27 protein-coding genes, 1 tRNA gene and 2 pseudogenes are annotated in these 22,595 nt (G+C 56.6%); 18 read left to right on the top strand and 12 right to left on the bottom strand.

Translation table 11 applies throughout. The features are described from left to right. The first annotated feature begins 127 nt into the window (after positions 1-127). Positions 128-1,459: a trigger factor gene (tig, locus tag V6N02_RS04535; protein WP_371224303.1), complete on the top strand. Its 1,332-nt coding sequence runs from the start codon at positions 128-130 to the stop codon at positions 1,457-1,459. Between the two features lie 91 nt (positions 1,460-1,550). Here tig and V6N02_RS04530 read toward each other — a convergent pair whose 3' ends face one another. From V6N02_RS04530 to rpsF, 5 genes are all read right to left on the bottom strand, one after another. Further along, the gene (locus tag V6N02_RS04530; protein WP_371224302.1) at positions 1,551-2,345 is read right to left on the bottom strand and encodes an acyl-homoserine-lactone synthase; all 795 of its coding nucleotides are present in this window, start codon (positions 2,343-2,345) and stop codon (positions 1,551-1,553) included. A gap of 229 nt (positions 2,346-2,574) precedes the next feature. After that, complete coding sequence (locus tag V6N02_RS04525; RefSeq protein WP_371224301.1) at positions 2,575-3,276, bottom strand: autoinducer binding domain-containing protein; 702 nt, start codon at positions 3,274-3,276, stop codon at positions 2,575-2,577. Positions 3,277-3,652: 376 nt separating this feature from the next. Then, positions 3,653-4,297 (bottom strand): 50S ribosomal protein L9, encoded by a 645-nt coding sequence (rplI, locus tag V6N02_RS04520; RefSeq protein WP_371224300.1) that lies wholly within the window; start codon positions 4,295-4,297, stop codon positions 3,653-3,655. A gap of 12 nt (positions 4,298-4,309) precedes the next feature. Further along, on the bottom strand, positions 4,310-4,537 hold the full coding sequence (rpsR, locus tag V6N02_RS04515; RefSeq protein ID WP_008328567.1) for a 30S ribosomal protein S18: 228 nt from the start codon (positions 4,535-4,537) through the stop codon (positions 4,310-4,312). A gap of 27 nt (positions 4,538-4,564) precedes the next feature. Next, entirely contained in the window at positions 4,565-4,918 is a 354-nt protein-coding gene (rpsF, locus tag V6N02_RS04510) for a 30S ribosomal protein S6 (protein ID WP_371224299.1), read from the bottom strand. Between the two features lie 252 nt (positions 4,919-5,170). Between rpsF and V6N02_RS04505 the strand changes: the two genes are divergently transcribed. Together V6N02_RS04505 and V6N02_RS04500 are read left to right on the top strand one after the other, a co-directional pair. Continuing rightward, complete coding sequence (locus tag V6N02_RS04505; RefSeq protein WP_371224297.1) at positions 5,171-5,659, top strand: hypothetical protein; 489 nt, start codon at positions 5,171-5,173, stop codon at positions 5,657-5,659. Between the two features lie 133 nt (positions 5,660-5,792). Next, on the top strand, positions 5,793-6,368 hold the full coding sequence (locus tag V6N02_RS04500; RefSeq protein WP_371224296.1) for a YceI family protein: 576 nt from the start codon (positions 5,793-5,795) through the stop codon (positions 6,366-6,368). A 21-nt stretch (positions 6,369-6,389) separates the two neighbouring features. Here the strand turns inward: V6N02_RS04500 and V6N02_RS04495 are convergent, their stop codons facing one another. Together V6N02_RS04495 and V6N02_RS04490 are read right to left on the bottom strand one after the other, a co-directional pair. After that, a complete protein-coding gene (locus V6N02_RS04495) occupies positions 6,390-6,635 on the bottom strand; it encodes a hypothetical protein (protein ID WP_371224295.1) in 246 nt (81 codons plus the stop codon). A 5-nt stretch (positions 6,636-6,640) separates the two neighbouring features. Next, on the bottom strand, positions 6,641-7,294 hold the full coding sequence (locus tag V6N02_RS04490; protein ID WP_371224294.1) for an alpha/beta hydrolase: 654 nt from the start codon (positions 7,292-7,294) through the stop codon (positions 6,641-6,643). A gap of 154 nt (positions 7,295-7,448) precedes the next feature. On the opposite strand from V6N02_RS04490, the gene iscR reads away from it, so the two are divergent. The 12 genes from iscR (at position 7,449) to V6N02_RS04430 (ending at position 16,212) form a co-directional block, all read left to right on the top strand. Continuing rightward, the gene (gene iscR / locus V6N02_RS04485; RefSeq protein ID WP_371224293.1) at positions 7,449-7,910 is read left to right on the top strand and encodes a Fe-S cluster assembly transcriptional regulator IscR; all 462 of its coding nucleotides are present in this window, start codon (positions 7,449-7,451) and stop codon (positions 7,908-7,910) included. A 6-nt stretch (positions 7,911-7,916) separates the two neighbouring features. Continuing rightward, the gene (locus tag V6N02_RS04480; RefSeq protein WP_371224292.1) at positions 7,917-8,360 is read left to right on the top strand and encodes a hypothetical protein; all 444 of its coding nucleotides are present in this window, start codon (positions 7,917-7,919) and stop codon (positions 8,358-8,360) included. Continuing rightward, positions 8,357-9,436 (top strand): cysteine desulfurase family protein, encoded by a 1,080-nt coding sequence (locus V6N02_RS04475; protein ID WP_371224291.1) that lies wholly within the window; start codon positions 8,357-8,359, stop codon positions 9,434-9,436. Before V6N02_RS04480 ends, V6N02_RS04475 begins: the two co-directional genes overlap by 4 nt. A 17-nt stretch (positions 9,437-9,453) precedes the next feature. Beyond that, positions 9,454-10,974, top strand: coding sequence for a Fe-S cluster assembly protein SufB (gene sufB / locus V6N02_RS04470; protein WP_371224290.1), 1,521 nt, complete (start codon positions 9,454-9,456; stop codon positions 10,972-10,974). 4 nt (positions 10,975-10,978) lie between these two features. Further along, a complete protein-coding gene (locus V6N02_RS04465) occupies positions 10,979-11,236 on the top strand; it encodes a hypothetical protein (protein WP_371224289.1) in 258 nt (85 codons plus the stop codon). After that, complete coding sequence (locus V6N02_RS04460) at positions 11,233-11,478, top strand: hypothetical protein (RefSeq protein ID WP_371224288.1); 246 nt, start codon at positions 11,233-11,235, stop codon at positions 11,476-11,478. The genes V6N02_RS04465 and V6N02_RS04460 overlap by 4 nt, the downstream gene beginning before the upstream one ends. Further along, entirely contained in the window at positions 11,478-11,792 is a 315-nt protein-coding gene (locus tag V6N02_RS04455; protein WP_371224287.1) for a heavy metal-binding domain-containing protein, read from the top strand. The genes V6N02_RS04460 and V6N02_RS04455 overlap by 1 nt, the downstream gene beginning before the upstream one ends. Before the next feature lie 72 nt (positions 11,793-11,864). After that, a complete protein-coding gene (sufC, locus tag V6N02_RS04450) occupies positions 11,865-12,620 on the top strand; it encodes a Fe-S cluster assembly ATPase SufC (protein WP_371224286.1) in 756 nt (251 codons plus the stop codon). After that, positions 12,620-13,909 carry a SufB/SufD family protein gene (locus V6N02_RS04445; RefSeq protein ID WP_371224285.1) on the top strand — a complete coding sequence of 430 codons (1,290 nt, stop codon included), beginning with the start codon at positions 12,620-12,622 and terminating at the stop codon, positions 13,907-13,909. The genes sufC and V6N02_RS04445 overlap by 1 nt, the downstream gene beginning before the upstream one ends. Beyond that, on the top strand, positions 13,909-14,394 hold the full coding sequence (locus tag V6N02_RS04440) for a YIP1 family protein (protein ID WP_371224284.1): 486 nt from the start codon (positions 13,909-13,911) through the stop codon (positions 14,392-14,394). The genes V6N02_RS04445 and V6N02_RS04440 overlap by 1 nt, the downstream gene beginning before the upstream one ends. Continuing rightward, a complete protein-coding gene (locus V6N02_RS04435) occupies positions 14,391-14,999 on the top strand; it encodes a Yip1 family protein (protein WP_371224283.1) in 609 nt (202 codons plus the stop codon). The genes V6N02_RS04440 and V6N02_RS04435 overlap by 4 nt, the downstream gene beginning before the upstream one ends. Then, positions 14,992-16,212, top strand: a complete 1,221-nt coding sequence (locus V6N02_RS04430) for a cysteine desulfurase (RefSeq protein WP_371224282.1) — start codon at positions 14,992-14,994, stop codon at positions 16,210-16,212. The genes V6N02_RS04435 and V6N02_RS04430 overlap by 8 nt, the downstream gene beginning before the upstream one ends. A gap of 346 nt (positions 16,213-16,558) precedes the next feature. Here the strand turns inward: V6N02_RS04430 and V6N02_RS04425 are convergent, their stop codons facing one another. Then, complete coding sequence (locus V6N02_RS04425) at positions 16,559-18,247, bottom strand: hypothetical protein (protein WP_371224281.1); 1,689 nt, start codon at positions 18,245-18,247, stop codon at positions 16,559-16,561. Between the two features lie 487 nt (positions 18,248-18,734). On the opposite strand from V6N02_RS04425, the gene V6N02_RS04420 reads away from it, so the two are divergent. Next, a tRNA-Arg gene (locus V6N02_RS04420) sits at positions 18,735-18,811 on the top strand. Positions 18,812-19,352: 541 nt separating this feature from the next. On the opposite strand, the pseudogene V6N02_RS04415 reads toward V6N02_RS04420, so the two are convergent. Further along, positions 19,353-19,421 (bottom strand): annotated as a pseudogene (locus V6N02_RS04415) (hypothetical protein); the annotation flags it as partial. 3 nt (positions 19,422-19,424) lie between these two features. On the opposite strand from V6N02_RS04415, the gene V6N02_RS04410 reads away from it, so the two are divergent. Next, a complete protein-coding gene (locus V6N02_RS04410) occupies positions 19,425-19,694 on the top strand; it encodes a hypothetical protein (RefSeq protein ID WP_371224280.1) in 270 nt (89 codons plus the stop codon). A 174-nt stretch (positions 19,695-19,868) separates the two neighbouring features. On the opposite strand, the pseudogene V6N02_RS04405 reads toward V6N02_RS04410, so the two are convergent. The 3 genes and pseudogenes from V6N02_RS04405 to V6N02_RS04395 all read right to left on the bottom strand — a co-directional run. After that, a pseudogene (locus V6N02_RS04405) lies at positions 19,869-20,324 on the bottom strand (recombinase family protein); the annotation flags it as partial. Beyond that, positions 20,321-20,620, bottom strand: coding sequence for a hypothetical protein (locus tag V6N02_RS04400; RefSeq protein ID WP_371224279.1), 300 nt, complete (start codon positions 20,618-20,620; stop codon positions 20,321-20,323). The gene V6N02_RS04400 and the pseudogene V6N02_RS04405, both read right to left, overlap by 4 nt. Before the next feature lie 317 nt (positions 20,621-20,937). Beyond that, positions 20,938-21,561 carry a TetR/AcrR family transcriptional regulator gene (locus V6N02_RS04395; protein WP_371224278.1) on the bottom strand — a complete coding sequence of 208 codons (624 nt, stop codon included), beginning with the start codon at positions 21,559-21,561 and terminating at the stop codon, positions 20,938-20,940. A 47-nt stretch (positions 21,562-21,608) separates the two neighbouring features. Between V6N02_RS04395 and V6N02_RS04390 the strand changes: the two genes are divergently transcribed. Further along, positions 21,609-22,562 (top strand): alpha/beta hydrolase, encoded by a 954-nt coding sequence (locus V6N02_RS04390; RefSeq protein ID WP_371224277.1) that lies wholly within the window; start codon positions 21,609-21,611, stop codon positions 22,560-22,562. Positions 22,563-22,595 lie beyond the last annotated feature (33 nt).

Below are 22,595 nucleotides of genomic sequence, written 5' to 3'. Positions count from 1 at the left end.
GGTCCAGGCGGCTCGGTAAAAATAGCACCAGACTCCGCTTGCATCGACGCGCTGGCAATCCTAGAACGGCCTCTGATTTTGACCGCCGCAGACGCCTCTGCGGCCCGATGCATATGAGAGGACGACAATGCAGGTCACCGAGACACTGAACGAGGGGCTGAAACGCGCCTACACCATGGTTCTGAGCGCCAAAGAGTTGGACGACAAGGTTGTCGAAAAGCTGAAAGAGGCCCAGCCCGAAGTTGAAATGAAGGGCTTTCGCAAAGGCAAGGTGCCGCTGCCGTTGCTGAAAAAGCAGTTTGGTCAGCGCATCATGGGCGAAGCCATGCAAGAAGCCGTCGATGGCGCCATGTCGCAGCATTTCGAGGCCAGCGGCGATCGCCCCTCGGCCGAGCCTGCCGTCAAGATGACCAATGAAGATTGGAAAGAAGGCGACGACGTTGAGATCGAGATGAGTTATGAGGCGCTGCCCGATGTGCCGGAGGTTGATCTGGGCAAGGTCAAGCTGGAAAAGCTGGTGGTCAAGGCCGATGACGCAGCCGTTGACGAGGCGCTGGCCAATCTGGCCGAAAGCAGCCAGGATTTCAAAGACCGTCGCAAGGGAAGCAAGGCCAAGGACGGTGATCAGGTCGTGATCGATTTCGTGGGCAAGATCGATGGCGAGGCGTTTGAGGGCGGCAGCGCAGATGACTATCCGCTGGTTCTGGGATCGAACAGCTTCATCCCGGGCTTCGAGGAACAACTGGTCGGTGTGAAAGCCGAAGAGGAAAAAGCCGTCACGGTTAGCTTCCCTGAAGAATATCAAGCCGAGCATCTGGCCGGAAAAGAGGCGGTGTTTGACTGCACCGTGAAATCGGTGAAAGAACCGGTCGCCGCCGAGATCAACGATGATCTGGCCGTGAAATTCGGGGCCGAGGATCTGGCTGGCTTGAAGGCGCAGATCAGTGAGCGTCTGGAAGCGGAGTATGCTGGCGCGGCCCGCGCAGTGATGAAGCGTGGTTTACTGGACGAGTTGGACAAGCAGGTCAGCTTTGAACTGCCCCCGACCATGGTCGAAATGGAAGCCAAGCAGATCGCGCATCAGCTGTGGCACGAAGAGAACCCCGAGGTGGAGGGACACGACCACCCCGAGATTGAGACCACGGACGAGCACACCAAGCTGGCCGAGCGCCGCGTGCGTCTGGGGCTGTTGCTTGCCGAAATGGGCAAGAACGCCGAAATCGAAGTGTCGGATGCGGAAATGACCCAGGCGGTGATGGAGCAGGCGCGGCAATATCCGGGGCAGGAGCGGGAATTCTTTGAGTTCGTGCAGAAAAACCCCGGTATGCAGCAGCAATTGCGCGCCCCGATCTTCGAAGACAAGGTCATCGACCACGCGTTTGAGCAGACCAAGATGAAAGAAAAAGAGATCAGCAAGGATGACTTGCAAAAAGCCGTCGAGGCACTGGACGATCTCTGAGCCCGATCAGTAAGTGGGGAAAATATAGGCCGCCCTTGCCAAGGGCGGCCTTCTTCGTTCTGCCGTGTTGGTGTCGCGATCCTGCTGGGGGTCAGGCGTCGCAATTACGGCGAGAACGAAGCATTCCGGTCAGAGCCTGCTGCAGGGCCAGGGCGGCTGCGCGTTCATGTTGGCTCTCGGCGGAAGTGATTTGTTCGTGACAGTAAATCTGCAATTCGGCGCTTAGCGCATCGATGTCGGGTGTGGCGCGACCGGCTGCGACCTCGTCTTCGCCAAGGAAGATATCGCCCTCGATACCCGCAAAGGCGCGCACTTTGTTGATCCGATCGTCAGAACAGTCGCACAGCGCGGCCAAGGCCTTGACCTTGCCCATCTCCGCAGTCTTACCGACATAGCCGTAAGGGGCGTTATCTGAGCGTTTCAGGATCCGGTCCATCACTGGGTCGATCACGGTGATAATGTCCTGAATGCCTGAGTCACGGCCATATTCCAGGATGCCTGCCATCAGTTCACATGTGGCGTAGGACACCGAATTACGCTCGGTTCCTTTGGCCAGGCGATCCCGGTCGACGCAGAAACGGGTCGATTCCCAGATCGTGGCGCTGCGCAAAGGGGGCTCGCCATCCAGAATATCAAAGAAGACATCCGACAGCATGTGCGGCCCGGTCGTTTGCAGAAGCCGGGCACAGCCCACAACCTCGTAATCGTCGTCCAGGCAGATGATGTAAGCCGGGTTCAACTCGTCGAATTCGTCAATCTCGCGACCATTCTTCACTGCCACGTCCCAGCCCATCCGGTCCTGAAACACACGCGCACGCAACCTATACATATCGTCCAGAACTGTCGAAAAACGGTCTTTGTTCAACGCATCAACCACAAGTAGCATTTTGCCTTCTCCCTAGCTTTGTTCAGCACCCTAGAACTCAAACCTAACAACATCCTGAGCGGGCGATATTGGGGAAATCCCGTATTTAGGACCAGCACAGCCGCTAAAAGTCTAATAAAACAAGGAAAGTTTTTTGGGGTTGCCGATTTGAGCGGAAAACTGACTCCACCTTGGCTTGGATTTTGAGAGCAACCGGCTCAGTTTTGAGGTGACCTTGGGGTCAGTTGCGTCAGGCTGGCCCGATCAGGCCCATGCTGATCGCGCGTCCGACCGCTTGTGGCGTGGAGAGCGCGTTCAGTTTCTCACGACTCGAGCGCAAATGCACCTCGACCGTACGGGGCGAGATTGACAGAATGTCGCCGATGTCCTGTTGGGTTTTTCCACCTGCGACCCATTGCAGAATTTCGACTTCGCGCTGCGACAGGGCAGGGTAGCGCAGGATATCCATCAGGCTGTCAGATTTCATCACGCGGTCATGCATGTAGACGGCGGCCAACTGAAGATCTGCGACGATCGTGCGCTTTTTCTTGGCCCAGTCCTGCGCCGTGACCGAGGAAGAGACGCTGAACAACCCGGTTTCTCCGAACGGTCCACGGATCGGTATGGTCAGGCCTACATCCGGGATGCCGAAATCCTGGGCTTGCGAAAAGACGTTGTTGAACGCGTCGCTGCGCTCAAGACGGCTCCAGTCGACAGGCGCAATGCTGCGCGCCGCCGTGTGCAGAGTGGGATCACTCAGGTGCAGACCCTGCTCCATATAGTGGGTCTTCCAATCGTCAGGATAGGTCGTAAACGCGGCAACCTTGCCGCTGACCGGATTTGCCGAGGCGTAAGAAGCATACTCGATCTCCATGCCCTCGCATATTTTGGCAAGGTACTCGACAAAGTCGTGGTGGCCTTCTGGTGTGGCGGCCAGATCAATCAATTCCATCTGTACGCTCCCGAGCATGATGGTGCGCAAGAATGTAGGAAGTCATCAACAGACGAAAAGAGGAACGTAGACAGTTTGGCCATGCCGTATGCCCTCCTGACCGAAGTGCGATCGACGCAGAATCGCTGTGCTGCGGCCGCGGCGAGCAGGGAGGTGATCTTGTCGCGTTGAAGGCCGCTTTTTCGGCTGATCAAACTCGTTTTCGTCCCCAGGGACGCTCCTAAAGAGAAGTGAGAGAAGGTGAACTCGTTCTACCACTGCCTGAACTGTACCATATTTAGGACCGGACTGTCGAGTTCCGTAACTCTCAGGAACACAAAGAAAAAAGGGCCGCGCATTCTGGATGCGCGGCCCCAAAGGCGTGATTTTCAAGATGTCAGGCGTCTTTGGGAGTGTCTTCCTCAGACTCGACCGGGGCATCGTCGCCCTCTGAAATCTCGGCTGCCAGATCATCGTCGTCGCTGGCTGCGGCACCAATGTCATCAAACAGCTCGGCGATTTCGAACTCGGCGGCTTCCTCGGCTTCGGCCGCGGCATCCTGAATGGATTTACCGGAGGCCTGAAGTTCAGCCTCTTCCTGCGACCGGGCCACGTTCAGCACGATGGTGGCTTCCACTTCGGGGTGAAGCGAGACGATCACGTCATGCAGACCCAGTTCCTTGATCGGGCGGGTCAGGGCGACCTGCTTGCGATCAACGGCGAACCCTTCGGCTGTGGCCGCTTCGGCCGCATCGCGGGTCGAAACCGAGCCATAAAGCGCGCCAGCGTCCGACGCTTGGCGAATCACGATGAACTGTTGCCCATCAAGCTTCTCGGCCATGGATTCCGCTTCTTTGCGGGTTTCCAGGTTGTTGGCTTCCAGCTGTGCCTTGCGAGCGTCAAAATCAGCGATGTTCTGTTCCGAGGCCGACAGGGCCTTGCCCTGAGGCAGAAGGAAGTTGCGGGCATAGCCCGGCTTCACATCGACGACTTCGCCCATTTGGCCCAGCTTGGCCACGCGTTCAAGAAGGATAACTTGCATATCAAATACTCCTTACTTCACGGCATAGGGCAGCAAGGCCAGGAAACGGGCGCGTTTGATGGCACGGGCCAGCTCGCGTTGTTTCTTGGCCGAAACGGCGGTGATGCGCGAGGGCACGATTTTGCCACGCTCAGAGATGTAGCGTTGCAGCAGCTTGGTATCTTTATAGTCGATCTTCGGCGCGTTATCACCCGAGAAGGGGCAGACCTTGCGACGGCGGAAAAATGGTTTTGCAGCCATAACTTATTGTCCTTTCTTCAAGCGGGATCAGCGGCGCTCGCGGCGGTCGCCGCGTTCGTCACGTTTCTGCATCTGCACGCTCGGGCCTTCGACATGCTCGTCGACCTTGATGGTCAACACGCGCATCACATCGTCATGCAGGCGCATCAGGCGCTCCATTTCCTGCACAGCGCCCGAGGGGGCATCTGTTTTCAGGTAGGCATAGTGGCCCTTGCGGTTCTTGTTGATCTTGTAGGCCATCGTCTTGATACCCCAATACTCGTGCTCGACGAGTTTGCCGCCATTGTCGGCAAGGACGGTACCAAAATGTTCGATCAGACCTTCGGCTTGCGTGTTGGACAAGTCCTGACGCGAGATAAAGACATGCTCATAAAGCGGCATGTGTGCTCCACTTCTATCAAGGCGCATTTCAAAGGAGGGCCAATCCTTCTGCGACCCATCCACGAGAGACTGCGCGGTTCATAAAAACTGCAGAAGGAAGCGGGCATATACGATGGATTGAGCGGGCAGGCAAGGGCGCAATAAGGATGGGGCCCGGTTGTCAGAATATCTCCGTCGAAGTGCCCCATTGTGGTCTTTTTTGCCCGCCAGAATTGCACGTGAGGACCGCAAGACATGCAATGGAGGACAGTCATGGCTGTGACCAGCGAAGCCCATCAGGAGTTTGAAAAGGCGCAAGCACTTCGCAAGTCGCTGCGGGAAACCAGTTCGGTTAACCGAAGTGGCCGGGTTTTTCTGGGATCCATCCTCATCATATCGGCCTTGGGTCTGTGGTTGGTGCCCGTCGCCGATGGCGATGCCGGCATGCGGTTGATCAAATTGCTGATCTCGCTGGTGCTAATGGGGCTGGGGGCGATGTTTCTCAGCTCGATTGACGACCGCGGCGAGGCCCCGGAAATCGAAATCGATGTTCAGGGGCGCGAGTTGCGCGTTCTGAAAGCAGACATGTCCGGGCAGATGAGTGTTGTCAGCTCTCACAGCTTCGACAGCCTTACGGACGTGACCTTGAAAGACAAACTTCTGACTGCGCGCAGTGCCGCGGGCGAGCTGCTGCTTTCGGTTCCGGTAACCGATAAACATACCGAAAAGGCGCTTCGGGCCGCCTTGCAAGAGGTGGCTTGAGCAGCTTCTGAAGTGGCGAGTGTTCGCTGACACACACCAAATGTTGAACCGTACAGACTTGCCCTGCAGCGATTGCAGGGCATTTTATGGTGATAAGTTCGTGATCAACAGCAGTTCCAACCAGGAGTTTTCAATGAAGTATCTTGCCACAACCGCCGCCGCCCTTGCCGTGCTCGCCTCGGGCGCGATGGCCGCCCCCGAAAAATACACGCTGGATGCCAGCCATAGCCAGGTTGTGTTCACCTATAACCACCTGGGCTTTTCGACCACCTACAACATGTTTTCGGGTTTCGACGGTGAGATCATGTTCGATGCTGAAGATCCCGCCGCGTCATCAGTGTCCGTCTCGATGCCCGTGATGTCACTGTTTACGGGTTGGGAAAAGCGGTTCGAGCACTTCATGTCCGACGACTTCTTTGGTGCGTCCGAGGGTGACATGATCACCTTCACCTCGACCGGCATCGAAGTCACCGGTGACGACACCGCCAACATCACCGGCGATCTGACCATCAACGAGATGACAAAATCCGTGGTGCTCGAAGCCAAACTGAATAAGGCTGATACGCACCCGATGGCCGGCAAGCCCTGGATGGGATTTGACGCGACCACAACGATCCTGCGTTCGGATTATGGTCTGGGCAAGTTCGCCCCCAATGTCGGTGACGAACTGGACGTGATGATTTCGATCGAGGCGATGAAAGCCGAATAGTATCGGACGTGGCGGCAGGGATCAGTCCTTGCCGCCGTCCCCCTCTTTCTTGCTCTTGAATGCCTTGAGTTTGTTCAAAAGCAGCGCGCGCGCCTTGATGTTGGCGCGCCGTACACGCAGCGCGGTCAGGAACGCTTCTTCTGCGGTTTGTGACGTCGCGCCCAGGACACGCCCGATTTCTGTGATCAGTTCTTCGTCGCCAGTGGCGTCGATCGCCTTGATCACATCCTTCGCCAACTCATCGGCAAGATCCTCTGTGACACCCATGGCGCTTACCGTGTTGTCTCGGTCAAACGGCGTTTGACATAGTCTGTGACGGTGTCGATCATCGTATCCATGTAGGGCTCTTCAAAGAAGTGGCCCGATCCTTCCACTTCGTCATGGGTGATGGTGATGCCTTGCTGCTCGTGCAGCTTGTTCACCAAAGCCGTTGTATCAGCTGGCGGTGCGACACGATCGTTGGTGCCGTTGATGATCAGGCCAGATGACGGGCAGGGGGCGAGGAAGGAAAAGTCATACATGTTGGCGGGGGGCGAAACACTGATGAACCCGGTGATTTCCGGGCGCCGCATCAGCAGCTGCATCCCGATCCAGGCGCCAAAGCTGAACCCGGCAACCCAGCAATGCTTGGAATTGTTGTTCATCGATTGGAGGTAATCCAGCGCCGAAGCAGCGTCAGAAAGTTCACCCACGCCCTGATCATATTCGCCCTGGCTGCGCCCGACACCGCGGAAGTTAAACCGCAACACGGTAAAGCCCATGTTGTAGAACGCATAATGCAGGTTATAGACCACCTTGTTGTTCATGGTGCCGCCAAACTGCGGGTGCGGATGCAGCACGATGGCAATCGGGGCGTCACGTTCACGTTGCGGGTGGTAGCGTCCTTCGAGGCGGCCTTCGGGACCGGCGAAAATGACCTCTGGCATATGCTGTCTATTCCCTGATATGCGGCAGGATGGATTTCTTGACGAAATTACCCGGCCAACTTAGAATGTTTCTAAACTTCCGGCAGGCCGGATCAGCTTCAAGCGAGATAAGACCTTGTATCGCAGAGGTCAATCAATTCGCGGGGGAAAGACAATGAAACTTAGCACCAAAGGCCGTTATGCAATGGTCGCCCTCGTCGACATTGCACTTCAGGATGCCGATACGCTCGTGACTTTGGGGGATGTGTCGAAGCGACAGGACATTTCGCTTCCCTATCTTGAACAGCTGTTCGTGAAGCTGCGCCGTGCCGAACTGGTTGAATCGGTGCGCGGACCGGGGGGCGGATACAAACTGGCGCGCCCGACATCGGAAATCCGGGTGGCCGACATTCTGGCCGCAGTGGATGAGACGGTGGATGCGCTGCACAAAGGGGCAGGGGCGTCAGGTGCGGCAAGTGGGTCGCGCGCGCAAAGCATGACCAACCGACTTTGGGAATCGCTGAGCGCGAATGTCTATGTGTTCCTGCATCAGACCCGGTTGAGCGATGTGGTCAAGAACACCCTTGCGCCCTGTCCGGCGGTGCCAAACCTCTTTTCTGTTGTGGATGAGGATTGAGGTATCGTGACATCCGACGACCTTTTGGCGCTGCACGAATTACAGGATATGCCCGTCATCCTCGATCCGGTCGGGCAGGCTTTTGTTCGTAAGCTAACGACCTGGAGCGACGCGGGAGAACGCGTGGAGCATCGCCGTCACCGGCACGAGGCGATTGCCCATTCAGGCATGTCCTTGGAAGAGTTGCATTTGTTCTTTGCCCGTGCCGGACTGATCGCGGCACAAAGCTGGAATGCCCATCGAACCATTTGGGGTAAGCTCAGGAATTTTCTGACTGCAAGCCATATCGGCTTTGCACAGGTGCCGGGGCGGATCCTGAAACAGGCGATGGAACGGATGGGAGAAGGAACCGGAGATACCGTGATCCCCACAGCCAACTATCTAATGCGCGCGGACGTGGCCCTTGAGTTTCGCGACCGGTTTGCCGCGTTGCGGAGTGAAAACGCATGAGCCGAACATATCTTGATTTCAATGCAACTGCCCCACTGCGCAGCGAGGCGCGCGAGGCGATGATTGCGGCGATGGACGTCGTCGGTAACCCGTCCAGTGTTCACGGGGAAGGGCGTGCCGTAAAAGGGCTGGTGGAGCGTGCTCGCGCACAAGTGGCTGAGGCCGTGGGGTGCAAGCCACAGGAAGTGATCTTTACCTCCGGGGCAACCGAAGCGGCCAGGGTGCTGGGCGATATGCCTTCGGGGCACGACATACTTGTCGATGAGACCTCGCATGATGCCCTTTGGGCACATGTGTGCATGCAGAATTGGGTCGAACACCCAAGAGGGCCCGGACACACGCTGGCGATGGGTCTGGCCAACTCTGAATCCGGGATCATCACGGAACCACCCGCCAAAGTGGATGGGCAATATCCTGTTGGGCGGGCGCACGCGGATTGGCTGCTTCTGGATGTAACCCAAGCTATCGGGCGTATTCCCTTCTCGTTTGCATGGTCTGGCGCTGATATGGCTATCCTCTCAGCGCATAAGCTGGGCGGGCCAAAGGGCGTCGGTGCGCTGATCTTGCGTCAGGGACTCGATATCACACCGCTTGCCGATGGAGGCGGGCAGGAGATGGGCCGCCGATCCGGCACCGAGAATGTCATTGGGATTGCCGGTTTTGGCGCGGCAATCGAGGCCGCTATGCGCGATCTGGAGGCGGGAGTCTGGGCCAAGGTTGAAAAACTTAGAAACATTCTAGAATCATCTATTGAGGAATCGGCAAAAGGGACTATTTTTGTCGGGAAATCTCAGCCAAGGCTGCCAAACACCTCTCTCATCCTGACGGATGGGTGGAAAGGGGAGACCCAGGTGATGCAGATGGATCTTGCTGGGTTTGCCATTTCGGCAGGCTCGGCCTGTTCCAGCGGCAAGGTGAAAACCAGCCGGGTGCTGAAAGCGATGGGGTTCAGCGATAGCGAGGCGGCAAGTGCCATTCGCGTGTCTCTGGGGCCTGAGACGACAGAAGAAGACATCAGGCGCTTTGCCCAAGCCTGGCTGAATTGTCTGGAGAAACATCGCGCCCGGGCGGCGTGAGCGACAAGGAGAGCGACATGGCGGTATTGGACGAACCACAGGTCAAGGACGGTGTGGATCAGGAGACAGTGGACGCCGTGCGCGAGGTCAGCACGTATAAATACGGCTGGGAAACCGATATCGAGATGGAATACGCCCCCAAGGGCCTGACACCCGATATCGTGCGCCTGATTTCCGAGAAAAACGAAGAGCCCGAATGGATGACCGAGTGGCGCCTTGCCGCTTACGAACGCTGGCTCAAGCTGAAAGAGCCGGACTGGGCAATGGTCGACTATCCGGAAATCGACTTTCAGGATCAGTATTATTACGCGCGTCCCAAGTCGATGGAAGTAAAACCGAAATCACTGGACGAGGTCGATCCAAAGCTGTTGGCGACCTATGAAAAGCTGGGTATCCCGCTCAAGGAACAGATGATTCTGGCCGGCGTTGAAGGAGCCGAGGCGGCCCCGGCCGAGGGGCGCAAAGTGGCGGTGGATGCGGTGTTTGACTCCGTATCTGTGGGCACGACCTTTCAGAAAGAGTTGAAAGAGGCGGGCGTGATTTTCTGCTCGATCTCCGAGGCGATCAAGGACCACCCCGAACTGGTCAAGAAGTACCTTGGCTCGGTCGTTCCGGTCAGTGACAATTTTTATGCCACGCTGAACAGCGCAGTGTTTTCTGATGGCTCGTTTGTCTACGTGCCGCCGGGCGTGCGTTGCCCGATGGAACTCAGCACTTACTTCCGTATCAATGCCGAGAATACTGGGCAGTTTGAACGCACGCTGATCATCGCCGACAAGGGGTCTTATGTCAGCTATCTGGAAGGCTGTACCGCGCCGCAACGCGACGTGGCACAGCTTCATGCCGCCGTGGTTGAGATCGTCATCGAAGAAGATGCCGAAGTAAAATACTCCACCGTACAGAACTGGTATCCCGGGGATGAGAACGGCAAGGGCGGTATCTATAACTTCGTAACAAAACGGGCCGATTGCCGGGGCGACCGCGCCAAGGTGATGTGGACACAAGTCGAAACCGGCTCGGCCGTGACGTGGAAGTACCCATCCTGCATTCTGCGCGGGGATGACAGCCAGGGCGAATTCTATTCGATTGCCATCACCAACAACATGCAGCAAGCCGATACCGGCACAAAGATGGTGCATCTTGGCAAGAACACCAAGTCGCGCATCGTCTCGAAAGGCATCAGTGCGGGCAAGGCGCAGAACACCTATCGCGGGCTGGTTTCCATGCACCCCAAGGCCAAGGAAAGCCGAAACTATACGCAATGCGACAGCCTGTTGATCGGCAGCGATTGTGGTGCGCATACGGTGCCGTATATCGAGGTGAAGAACAATTCCTCGCGGGTCGAACATGAAGCGACCACCTCGAAGGTCGATGACGATCAGCTGTTCTATTGCCGCCAGCGCGGCATGGACGAGGAAGAGGCCGTGGCGCTGGTGGTCAACGGGTTCTGTAAGGATGTTCTACAAGCCCTGCCAATGGAATTTGCCATGGAAGCTCAGCAGCTTGTTGCGATCAGCCTTGAAGGCTCGGTGGGATAGCGGGATGCAACGCAGATTCCTGCACTGGCTGTTACCTCCGATGATGAAGGAACAGATGATGGTTTGGGCGTTGTTGCCCCTGATCTTTGCAGTGCCTGCATTGATTGTTGTCACGCTGTGGCCGGAGCAGGACACACAAGTCTTCTGGAAGGCCATGTCCGTCACCTGCGGAACGATTGTGTTTGTCGCGCTTTGGGGCGTCTATCATTACTTTGCGATATATCTGTCCGTGCTTGGACACGAAGGGAGGGGCACAGAATGAGCGCAGCCTCCCCAATTCCTCTGGCCTCAAAAATCGCCGCCGTATTACCCTACGCGCTTCCGGTTCTGGGCGGCACGATTGGGATTTTCTATGTCAACGCTACGCCGAACGCCTCGCCGGTGCTGTGGATCGCAACCGGGGCGTTGTTGGGGGGCGTGCTGGCGCGGTTTCTGGTGAAACCTCTGGAATCCTTCGCGGCCAAACAGCGCCTTAAGGGCAAAACGAACCGAGAGGCAGAGTGATGATCATCACAACCACAAACACAATCGAAGGACGCCACATCAAGCAATACCGCGGCATCGTCGTGGGCGAGGCCATTATGGGCGCCAATGTGGTGCGCGATGTGTTTGCCTCGATCACTGATATCGTCGGGGGGCGCTCGGGTGCCTATGAAAGCAAGTTGCAGGATGCCCGCGACACGGCCTTGCGCGAACTGGAAGAACGGGCCTCGGCCTCGGGCGCAAATGCGGTTGTGGGCGTCGATCTGGATTATGAAGTGGTGGGACAGTCCATGCTGATGGTCTCGGCCAGTGGAACAGCGGTGGTTCTGGGCTAGCCCGGCACACAGAGAACAAGAAGAACACGCCTTTGCTGCCGCAGGGCGCAAAGTTGAAATGAGGACAAATAAATGCTGGAAATCAAAAACCTACACGTCGATCTTGAAGAAGAAGACAAGACCATTCTCAAGGGCGTCGACCTGACGGTTGAGGCGGGCAAGGTACACGCGATCATGGGGCCGAACGGTTCCGGCAAATCGACCTTGTCTTATGTCCTGTCCGGCAAGGATGGCTATGAGGTGACCCAGGGCTCGGCCACACTGGAAGGCGATGACATCCTTGAGATGGAACCCGAAGAGCGCGCTGCAGCCGGTCTGTTCCTGGCATTCCAATACCCGGTGGAGATTCCCGGCGTGGGCAACATGACCTTCCTGCGTACGGCGTTGAATTCGCAGCTAAAAGCACGCGATGAGCCCGAAATGAGCGCGACGGACTTCCTGAAGATGGTGCGTGATAAGGCCAAGACCCTCAAGATCGACGCGGACATGCTGAAGCGCCCGGTCAATGTTGGCTTCTCAGGCGGCGAGAAGAAGCGGAACGAAATCCTGCAAATGGCTGTTCTCGAACCAAAAATGTGTATTCTTGATGAAACGGATTCCGGTCTTGACGTTGATGCGATGAAGCTGGTGGCCGAAGGTGTGAATGCCTTGCGCGACCAGGGGCGCGGGTTTCTTGTGATCACCCATTATCAACGCCTGCTGGACCATATCAAACCTGATGTCGTGCACATTATGGCCGAGGGCCGCATTGTCAAAACCGGTGGACCCGAGTTGGCGCTGGAAGTCGAACACAACGGCTATGCCGATATTCTGGCGGAGGTGGCGTGATGGCGCAGCCACAGGCAAAACAGGATGCCGCCGAGGCGCGGCTGGCCGCGCTGACCCACCCCGAGGGGGCCGCATGGGCCACGGCCGCGCGCGACGATGCGCTGGTGCGGTTGCGGACCATGGGGCTGCCGGATCGCCGGGACGAGTATTGGAAATACACCCGTCCGGACAGTTTGGTGAGTGCAGAGGCCCCCGAGGCGGCGCTCTATGACACCAGTGGCGAACGCGAGTTGTTCGGCAATGTAGATCGGTTGAAAATCGTGTTCGTGGACGGTGTCTTTGATGCCGAGGCAAGCGATGATCTGGCCCTTGAAGGAGCAAGCATCGAACGACTGGCAGAAGCAGGCAAAGCGGATATCCATTGGGCCAAGGACGTTTATGGCGTGTTGGAAACCCGGGGGCAAACACCGGTTGAACGCCCGCTGGCGGCGCTGAACACAGCCATGGCAACCGATGGTGTCCTGATCCATGCAACCGGTAAGGTCAGCAAGCCCATACACTTTATTTACCATCATAAATCAACAACTTCTGATGCGATCCTCCATCATGCTATCAAGCTGGACGAGGGTGCGGACTTGACCATTCTGGAAAGTGGCCCGGCGGCGGCGCGGTTCAACAAGGTGATGGAAGTGGAGGTGGCCCACAATGCCGGTTTCCACCATGTGCGCAAGCAAGGGCGCGATCATGAGCGTCGCGCGGTGACGCATATTTTCGCCCGCCTTGGTCAGGAAAGTGCATTCAAGTCGTTCACGCTGACCTCTAACGGCGTGCTAACGCGCAACGAATGCGTGATCGAGTTGACCGGGGATGACGCCATTGCCCATGTGGCAGGGGCCGCTGTGGGCGATGGTGATTTTCATCATGATGACACGGTGTTCATCACCCACGACGCCGAACGCTGCGAAAGCCGTCAGGTGTTCAAGAAGGTGCTGCGCAATGGGGCGACCGGTGTGTTCCAGGGCAAGATCTTGGTCAAGGAAGGTTCTCAGAAGACGGACGGTTACCAGATCAGCCAATCATTGTTGCTGGATGGCGATAGCCAGTTTCTGGCCAAGCCCGAACTTGAGATCTACGCCGATGACGTGGCCTGTTCGCATGGCTCGACCTCGGGGGCGATTGATGAGGAGGGCCTGTTTTACCTGCGCGCGCGCGGCATCCCTGAAAAAATTGCCACCGATCTGCTGACCATCGCATTTCTGGCCGAAGCCGTTGACGAAGTAGAAGATGAAGGGCTGCGCAGCGATATCATCAGCCGCCTTGAGGGCTGGTTGGAGCGGCGGCGCGGCTAATGCCTGTCGCCCGGGATATCGCGGCCACCTATCGCGGACCGCGCCGGGTGATGCGCCGTCTGTTGGCGATGGGGCCACGGGAAGATCGCGCCTTGGTTATCCTGATGGCAGCTTGCGTGGTTGTTTTCATCGCCCAGTGGCCTCGCCTGTCGCGTGAGGCGCATCTGACCGGCCAGGAGTTGAACCCGCTTCTGGGTGGCACCTTGATGGCGTGGATTTTTATTGCGCCTTTGCTGTTTTACGCGATTGCTTTTCTGAGCCATCTGGTGCTGAGAGCGCTGGGGCGCAAATGCGATGCTTTTGCCACGCGAATGGCTCTGTTTTGGGCGTTGTTGGCCTCAACGCCGCTGATCCTGTTGCACGGGTTGGTGGCTGGGTTTATCGGGCCGGGCATCGAGTTGCAGATCGTAGGTGTGTTATGGCTGGTGGTTTTCCTCTGGTTCTGGTTATCCAACATGCGTGAGGCAGGATGGAGCACCGAATGACACAATCCGAATTCCAAGCCCTGGTGGTCGATACGGTACGTACCCCAGCCGACGCGGCGGCCCGGGTGCTTAGTAGCTATGATCTGCCACGCCAATGGTTGTGGATGGCGTTGGTACTGATGTGCGTCTTGAACGCCATCGTGTATTCGATCTCGCTTCAACTGTCGCCACCGGGAGACCCGGCGGTGATGGCGATGATTCCACCGGCGTTCCAATCCCCTGTATTATTCACCGTGTTCCTGTGCGGTGTCCTGGTGATTTCGGTCTTTGTGCTGCACTGGATCGGTCAGGCGATGGGCGGGCAGGGACAGATGGGAGATATCCTGCTGGTCATCACCTGGCTTCAGGTGATGCGTTTGCTGCTGCAGGCTGCGGTACTGGTCCTGTCGCTGGTTACACCGTTCCTTGGCGGGCTGCTTGCCTTGATCGGTGCGATCTGGGGCATCTTTATTCTGGCGTCCTTCCTCGATGTGGCGCATCGGTTTGACAATATCGCCAAGGCGGTGGGAGTGATGGTTCTGGCATTGGTGGCCATGTTGCTTGGGCTATCGGTCATCGTGACGGTGATTGGCGCCGTGGTCGTCGGAGGGACGGGTTATGTATAACGTTAACGAGATCCGGAAAGACTTCCCGATCCTTTCCCGCCAGGTGAACGGCAAACCTTTGGTGTATCTGGACAACGGGGCTTCAGCGCAGAAACCGCTGGCGGTCATTGATGCGATCACGACCGCCTATTCCCATGAATATGCGAATGTTCACAGGGGGTTGCACACGCTTTCTAACCTCGCGACCGAAAAGTACGAGGCCGTACGTGGTATTATTGCCCGGTTCCTTGGCGTGGCCGATGAGGATCAGATCGTGCTGAATTCCGGCACCACTGAGGGGATCAATATGATCGCCTATGGCTGGGCCATGCCGCGGATGCAGGCGGGTGATGAAATCCTGCTTTCAGTCATGGAGCACCATGCCAATATCGTGCCCTGGCATTTCCTGCGGGAGCGCCAAGGCGTGGCCTTGAAATGGGTTGATGTGGATGCCACTGGTGCGCTGGATGCGCAAACGGTGATCGACGCGATCACACCTAAGACCAAGCTGATTGCGATCACCCATCTGAGCAACGTGCTGGGCACCAAGGTCGATATCAAGGCGATCTGTGATGCCGCGCGCGCCCAAGGCGTGCCGGTTCTGGTTGATGGCAGTCAGGCGGCGGTGCACATGCCCGTCAATGTCGATGAGTTGGGCTGTGATTTCTATGCCATCACTGGCCACAAACTCTATGGGCCCTCGGGATCGGGTGCGATCTATGTCCACAAGGACCGTCTGGCCGAGATGCGCCCCTTCATGGGTGGTGGCGATATGATCCGCGAGGTCAGCAAGGGCGAAGTGACCTATAATGATCCGCCGATGAAATTCGAGGCCGGCACCCCCGGCATTGTGCAAACCATCGGTCTTGGTGCGGCGCTGGAATACATGATGGGAGTCGGGATGGAGCAGATTGCTGCCCATGAGGACGATCTCAGCAAGTATGCGCAATCGCGTCTGGCGGGCCTGAACTGGATATCAGTTCAAGGCACCACATCGAACAAGGGGGCGATCTTTTCTTTCACCATGGATGGGGCGGCCCACGCCCACGACATCTCGACGATCCTTGACAAAAAGGGCGTCGCGGTGCGCGCGGGCCATCATTGTGCCGGGCCACTGATGGATCACCTCGGCGTCAGCGCGACCTGCCGGGCCTCGTTCGGGATGTATAACACACGCGACGAGGTCGATGTGCTGATTGATGCACTAGAACTGGCGCACGAACTTTTTAGCTGATAGTCTCAGGTGTATTGGACCTTAAAACTCAATTGAGACGACAGAAGGAGTTGTTACATGACGCGTATAGCACCAATGGTAGTTGTTATCAGCATGCTTACACTGGGGGCGTGTTCACAGCCGGAACCACAACCAATTCAACCACAACCCACATATGACAAGTATGGCAACCCCGAAGGCGACGGTGGAGGTTGTGTCGGTGGGCAAACAGCAGGTGCAGGCGGCAATCCTTGCCCTCCACCCGGTGGCTACTATCAACAGCCTGATGGTGGTGGTGACAGCTCGGGCGGTGGCCAAGCGGGTACCCCCTGAGCACGTCCTTATCTACATTATCCAGCCGCGCGCTTCAGGGGCGCGGCATTTCTTCTGCGATTTTGCCGTAATTTGTGACCATCGGGGACAGGCCAGAAAAGTCCATCGTGGTACTCATCGAGCCTTCCGAACAGCTATAAGCCATTGTGATCTGCCCCATTCCGGGCTGGCTGACAGGTTGGGTGTATTCGCCCTCTGGCGTTGTCATGGTAACCTTGCCTGACAACCCACCCGCATCCTGACAGATATTCATGGTGCCGTCCTTGGCCGACCAGCGCCCGAAGGCGGTTGTTGTAAAACCTTCACCAACCGCAACTCTTTCATCGTCCCGGATTGTAATTGATATATCAAGTGGTTCGGCCCCGTAGAGCCCGTCCGAGTTGAAGGTGACGAAGCGCGGCCCGTCCCGCACGTTGGTCAGCGGCAAGCCTTGCGAGCGCATCCACTCGATTGGGCCACCGCCGGTCATCTGCCATGTCCCGGTGAGGCACATGTCCACCTCGTCCGTATCACCACAGGGCTGACAGGCGCGACGGCGTTCAACATCGTTTTGGATGGTCTGCGGGCCTGAACCTGTGTTCATACCGGCAAGACGGTGGGTGCCCGGCTGACCTTCGCGCACGTCGGTTTCCTCGGGCCATGGCTTCTGCCAATCCCGCTCGTTTTCGCGACGGATTGACAGGTTGGCACTGCCTGGGCTGACGCGGTTGCCCCAAGTTCCGCATGTGTATTCCAGCTGCGCATACCTGATCGCAAAGGGAACAAGCTCAACCCGTTGAATGCCCGGTGCGTCGATTGTCAGAGTTTCCGACGGGGTAGGGGACGAGGCCAGTGATCCACCCTGGGGGTGAGCGATTTCACCATCGATATAGGTCTGGGCAAATTCGAGCCACTGATCATCAGACAGCGCGCCGCGCATCGCGGCATGTTGCGCCGAGGATCCTCCGGAGGTGGCCATCGAGGCCATGAAAGTGGTCAGGGCACCGGCACCCTGCGTCTGGCCAAACCAGAAGAAGAACAGCGCTGCGTCATGGGCCAGCTGATCCAGCGACGTGCCCGCCTCAACAGCCGCGTCAAAGCCGGCACTGCGATCGGTGAATGGTTGGCTTCCCTCGACCGCCAGTGCAGCAAAATACTCGGCCGAACCTTCGATCCACCAATCTCCACCACTGCCATAGGTGCCCATCTGACCGCCATTCAGTGTGGCGTATTGCAGGCAGTGAAAAATCTCGTGCGCCGTGGTTGTTTCGATTTCGGCGGGGTCCGTGGCCGCCGCCAGGCCATAAAGCGTCACAAGGCATTCACCCGCCCGGCCAAGACCACCGTCGCCACCGCGCCCGTCCGCCACACCCAGCACACGACGATCGGGATCAAAGTCGCGCACATCATCGAGGATAAGCAGGGTTACATCATCAAGCGCATATCCACCCAGACCGGGCATGGCCGAGGCTGCCGCCTGAGCGCCTGACTCAATCGCCGTCATCAGGGCAGGGGGAACCGCCCATCCGGCGGATATGTCGGATATGCCACGAATTTGGCGTGGCCCGGACGGGGTTGCGACAACGATCCGAAAATGCTCGACGCAATCAATGCTGGTTGCGGATGCCGCGTCTGGGAACTCCGCCAGATAACCCGGATCAGTGCAATCGCCAAAGGCGGCCCAAACGGGCGTGATCGGTAGGGACATGGCAAGAAATGTAGTCAGGAATATGAAAAAGCGCATAAAAACTCTCCAAACTGAACGAGTGGAACGACCTGTGTATACCATGTTTTCAATGCAAGCCGAGCACCTCGATGCTCCCGCCTTTTTACATTGCGACAGAGAAGTGAAGCCGCTATAGACCCGGCTTAGGCACCTGTAGCTCAGCTGGATAGAGCGCTGCCCTCCGAAGGCGGATGTCAAGTCTGGCGATGGCGAAAGGTGCTGCTGAAAAGGACTATTGAAACAAAGGCTTGAGCGGATGTCGGAACCGCTGTTCAAACGGGCTAGAGTTTCGAGTAAGCACTGCGTAAGCAGTAGGAAGAAATAGAGCACCCGTAGCTCAGCTGGATAGAGTGTCGGCCTCCGAAGGCGGATGTCAAGTCTAGCGATGGTTGTTGGTGTCGGAAGAAAGAAGTGACTAAACAACGGCTTGAGCGGATATCGGGTTCGCTCTTCAAGAGGCCGAAAATTTCGCGTAAGCATGGCGTAAGCATCTCGCGAACGGTATGCACCCGTAGCTCAGCTGGATAGAGCGCCGCCCTCCGAAGGCGGAGGCCAGAGGTTCGAATCCTCTCGGGTGCGCCATTACCTTTTTGCAGCCAGAAAAGTCCCGTAAAGCCTTGAACGGCAAGGATATTTCAGGGGTTTGAAAGCCGCTTTTGCGGTCGAACTTTATATTGCTTCCGAACACCAGTCTAAGCATGGCGCGACGGTCTTCTAGTTTTCCAGTTTCCCAGAGATTCCAAGGGCTTGAGAGGAATCGAAGGGCGGTTTGAAAAGTGCCGTCATAGTCTTTCGCGACCGTCCCGCATTTTGCGACCTTTTCCTTGAGAAGCTCTTTCTTACGTTCGAGCTTCTCTACCTTGCGCTCATATGCACTAATGACAGCGGTTGATTCTGCATCGACTAGGCGATCCAGCAACTTGGATATCTGATTCTCAACATTGCCAATCTCGACACGCATTTGTGTCGCTTCTGTTTTGCTTGATCCTGCGCGCTTTTCCCAAAGGTCGCGGAAAATCTCGCTGGCAAGGCTGAACAGCTCTTGTGAAGGCGTGAGTGACTGGACGAGCTTTTCAAGCGCAGTTTCGATCTTCCCTTTAGCAATCGACTTCTTGTCGCTTGGGCAGCCTTTCTGGCGGCACATATAGTAAGCGTAGTAGTCGTTTCGTCCTTTTGCCCATGTTGAAGTCATGGGATGACCGCAATCGGCGCAGCAGACGAACCCGCGCATTGGGAAATCCTCGCTGATATTCTTTCGCGCAGGCGCATGAGCGCCTTCATTCAAGCGTTCCTGAATACGCTCATACGTCGCGAGGCTAATCAGCCCCTCATGCTGACCTTTGCGCAGCGTCACATCCCAATTGGAATGCTCGAGATAGCCCGCGAACAAAATCTGATTGAGAAGCTGTGTCGCACGTTCGATAGTCACTGTGCCGTGACGGCATGTCGGGAAATGCGGTTTTGATTCGAAGAACCATGCTACTTCTGCGCGTGAAGCAAAGCGACCGCTCGCAAAGCCTTCAAGGCCTTCCGTAATGATAGAGGCCATAGGCTCGTCTCGAACGAGCATTTTGCCGCCGCCTGGCTGGCGTTCATAGCGATAGCCCCACGGGGCTTGGAACACCCAATAACCGTTCATCATGCGTGCTCGCATGCGATTGGTCGTTTGCTCGCCGTTCTTTTGCCGTTGATGCTGTGACACGCTTGCGAGCAGGTTCTCGATAAGCTGACTGTCGGAGTCCTCTCCAAACTCGATTGAAGGCGATTCCAGTGTAGCGCCCGCTGATGCGATCGCACTGCGAAGACGCAGATGCGCCTCTAACCCACGCGCCAGACGGCTAATATCGTCGATGATGACAACATGGCCATATTTGCGATTGCTGCGCAGGTATTTGAGCATGGCCTGCATGCCGGGTCGACCTGTGACCGAACCCGTCATATCGTCGGAGAAAGTTTCAGCAACGTCATAGCCGCGATAGCTTGCGAACTCTCGGCAACGAGTCTCTTGCGATTCCAGCCCCGTGCCGCGCGTCGTTTGTTTCACCGAGCTTACACGGCAATAGATGACTGCTTTTTGTTGTGTATTTGCGCTCATGGTGTCCGCTCTTTCTCGGAATCCGATTGCTGGCCGATGCGTTCACATCTGCCGTCAATAGACTGTTTTCGTTGTGTTTCTGAGAGTTTATCACAAGCAGAGTGACGCGGGAAAGCACTATCTTCCCGCTTTTCTAGGATTATTTGTTCGGAGGTTTCGCCAAACGCGGCGTCAACAAAATGGGTCATGATATCGGCAACTCTGCCGATCAATTCGTCCTTCTCGGACTCTGGCATATCGATATCGGCGACGAACCGCCGATATTTCACCAAATCATTTTGCTCCAGTAATGCCACCCAAAACCCTTCTGCCCCACAGGGAGGCAAATCATTCAAGATACGGGTTTTGAATAGGACGGCTTGCTACCGTTTCTGGGAAAAACACCAACCCCACATCTTGGCAGTTTTTCCGGCACCTTTCTCTCAGTTTACTACATTGCACTTCGAGTACGCAAATTTGGTCGCGACCACTCGTATAGGCGAACCGATCACTGTCCCATTGCGGACGTTTGGTGCTAAAAGCTGACATTCAGCTCTCGACCCAATTACGGTCGTTCACCACTTTTCCGAGTGAGGTAGCGAGGCGCGGCAAAGCACATCTGGGAGAATTGGTTTTATTGCTTGAGATATGAGCGCAGCATTCGCTGTAACTCCTGTGACATCACGTCCGGTGAAGCTGCGACCCCAATCTCGTCAACGAACCACCGGTGGGTCAACGCGTCTGCAGCATCGATCATCATCGTGGCTTTGAGGTCTGCATTCTCAACGCTGGCTGCTATCAGTCTAGTCAGCAGCGCGATTGCTTGGTTTCGGATTCCATTTACCCGGATGCGCTGGATGGATGAAAGCGGGACCTCTCCTGAAAGAGACCTATGCAGTCTTGGGTTATCGCGATGAATCTCGATGAAGCCTTGAACCAAAAACTCCACAACCTTCTCAAGCGGTAGTTGATCAGGAACGTTCCTTGCCAACGCCGCCAGTCGCGCTTCACCGCTGGACAGATGTCGGTCGATGATCACATCGACGATTGCTTCCTTGTTCGGGAAGTACTCGTAGACCGAACCAATCGACACGCCCGCGATCCTAGCGATCACGTTGGTATTGAGTGCGTCCCATCCATCATGCGCCAAAATCCGAGTAGCAGCCTCGACAATGGCTTCGACTGTGTTTTTTGAACGCGCCTGCCTTGCCTGTCTAACAGCCTTTTTTGGTCTGGGTCGTGTCGATCTTGAAGCCATGGGAAACCCGAGTTTCACAATCTGAGCAAATATTCAATAATCTGTTTATGCAGAAGTTCTCAGATTTACCATCCTGGGCAAATTTCCGTCGGGTTCTTTCCGACGAATTTGGCATCAGTCTTGAGAGTGATCCGGTCGAGCACGCTGTCCCGATCCGAGGCCATTTGGTGCGGATGGATGAGTGGCCCGCAAGGGGCGAATGCGAGGGAACCGTCATTCTCGTTCATGGTGGCGGCGGGAATGGACGCATCCTTGCGCCTCTGGCTGAACCTATAGCCGGGCTTGGCTGGCGCGTATTGGCACCAGATCTCCCCGGCTTTGGCCTCACAGAACCATCTGTAAGCTTCGATTGGGATTATGCGGAATGGCCCGCGGTGATTGCGGAGATCGCCAACGCTCAGCAAAGTCCAGTCGTTCTGATGGGGCTTTCGATGGGTGGAATGACTGCGTTCTTTGCGGCCCAGAAATGCGACAGGGTAGCGGGCGTTATGGCGACCACTTTGCTCGACCTTTCCGATGAGGACCATTTCGTGCGTGCCGCACGTTGGCCATGGCTCGGCAATCTCAGCCTGCTCAGTATGTCTCTAACCCCCTGGCTATTCGACCGCGTTTGGCTACCGCTTTCTCTTGCAACGCCTCTTCGCGAAATGAGCAGCAGCAAGCCAATGCAGAGATACTTTTCACGCGATCCCCTAATTGGCAAAAGCTGGAAGCCCGCGAGATTTTTCAGAACAGTCCACGCGTTTAAGCCGAGTTCAATCAGGCTCGATTGCCCGCTCTTGCTCGTTCATCCCGGCGCAGACTTCTGGACGCCAACAGAACTAAGCCTCGAAGTCTTTGAGCGCATCGATGCGCCAAAGGAATTTATCGAGCTGAGCAATGGTTCGCATTTGCCATTGGAGAAGCCGGCCTATAAGGAGCTTGCGGAACAGATTGGCCACTTCCTGATGGCAATAGCTCAAGAGACAGCTACAGTGCAGCCAACGCTCCAAAGTGAATGACTGCATTCCACCCCAAAGTTAGACATGACAACA

Source organism: Roseovarius conchicola (genome assembly GCF_041403425.1).
Lineage (GTDB): Bacteria > Pseudomonadota > Alphaproteobacteria > Rhodobacterales > Rhodobacteraceae > Roseovarius > Roseovarius conchicola.
The sequence above is the reverse complement of the archived record's forward strand: the minus strand, read 5'-3'. Positions and strand labels throughout refer to the sequence as shown.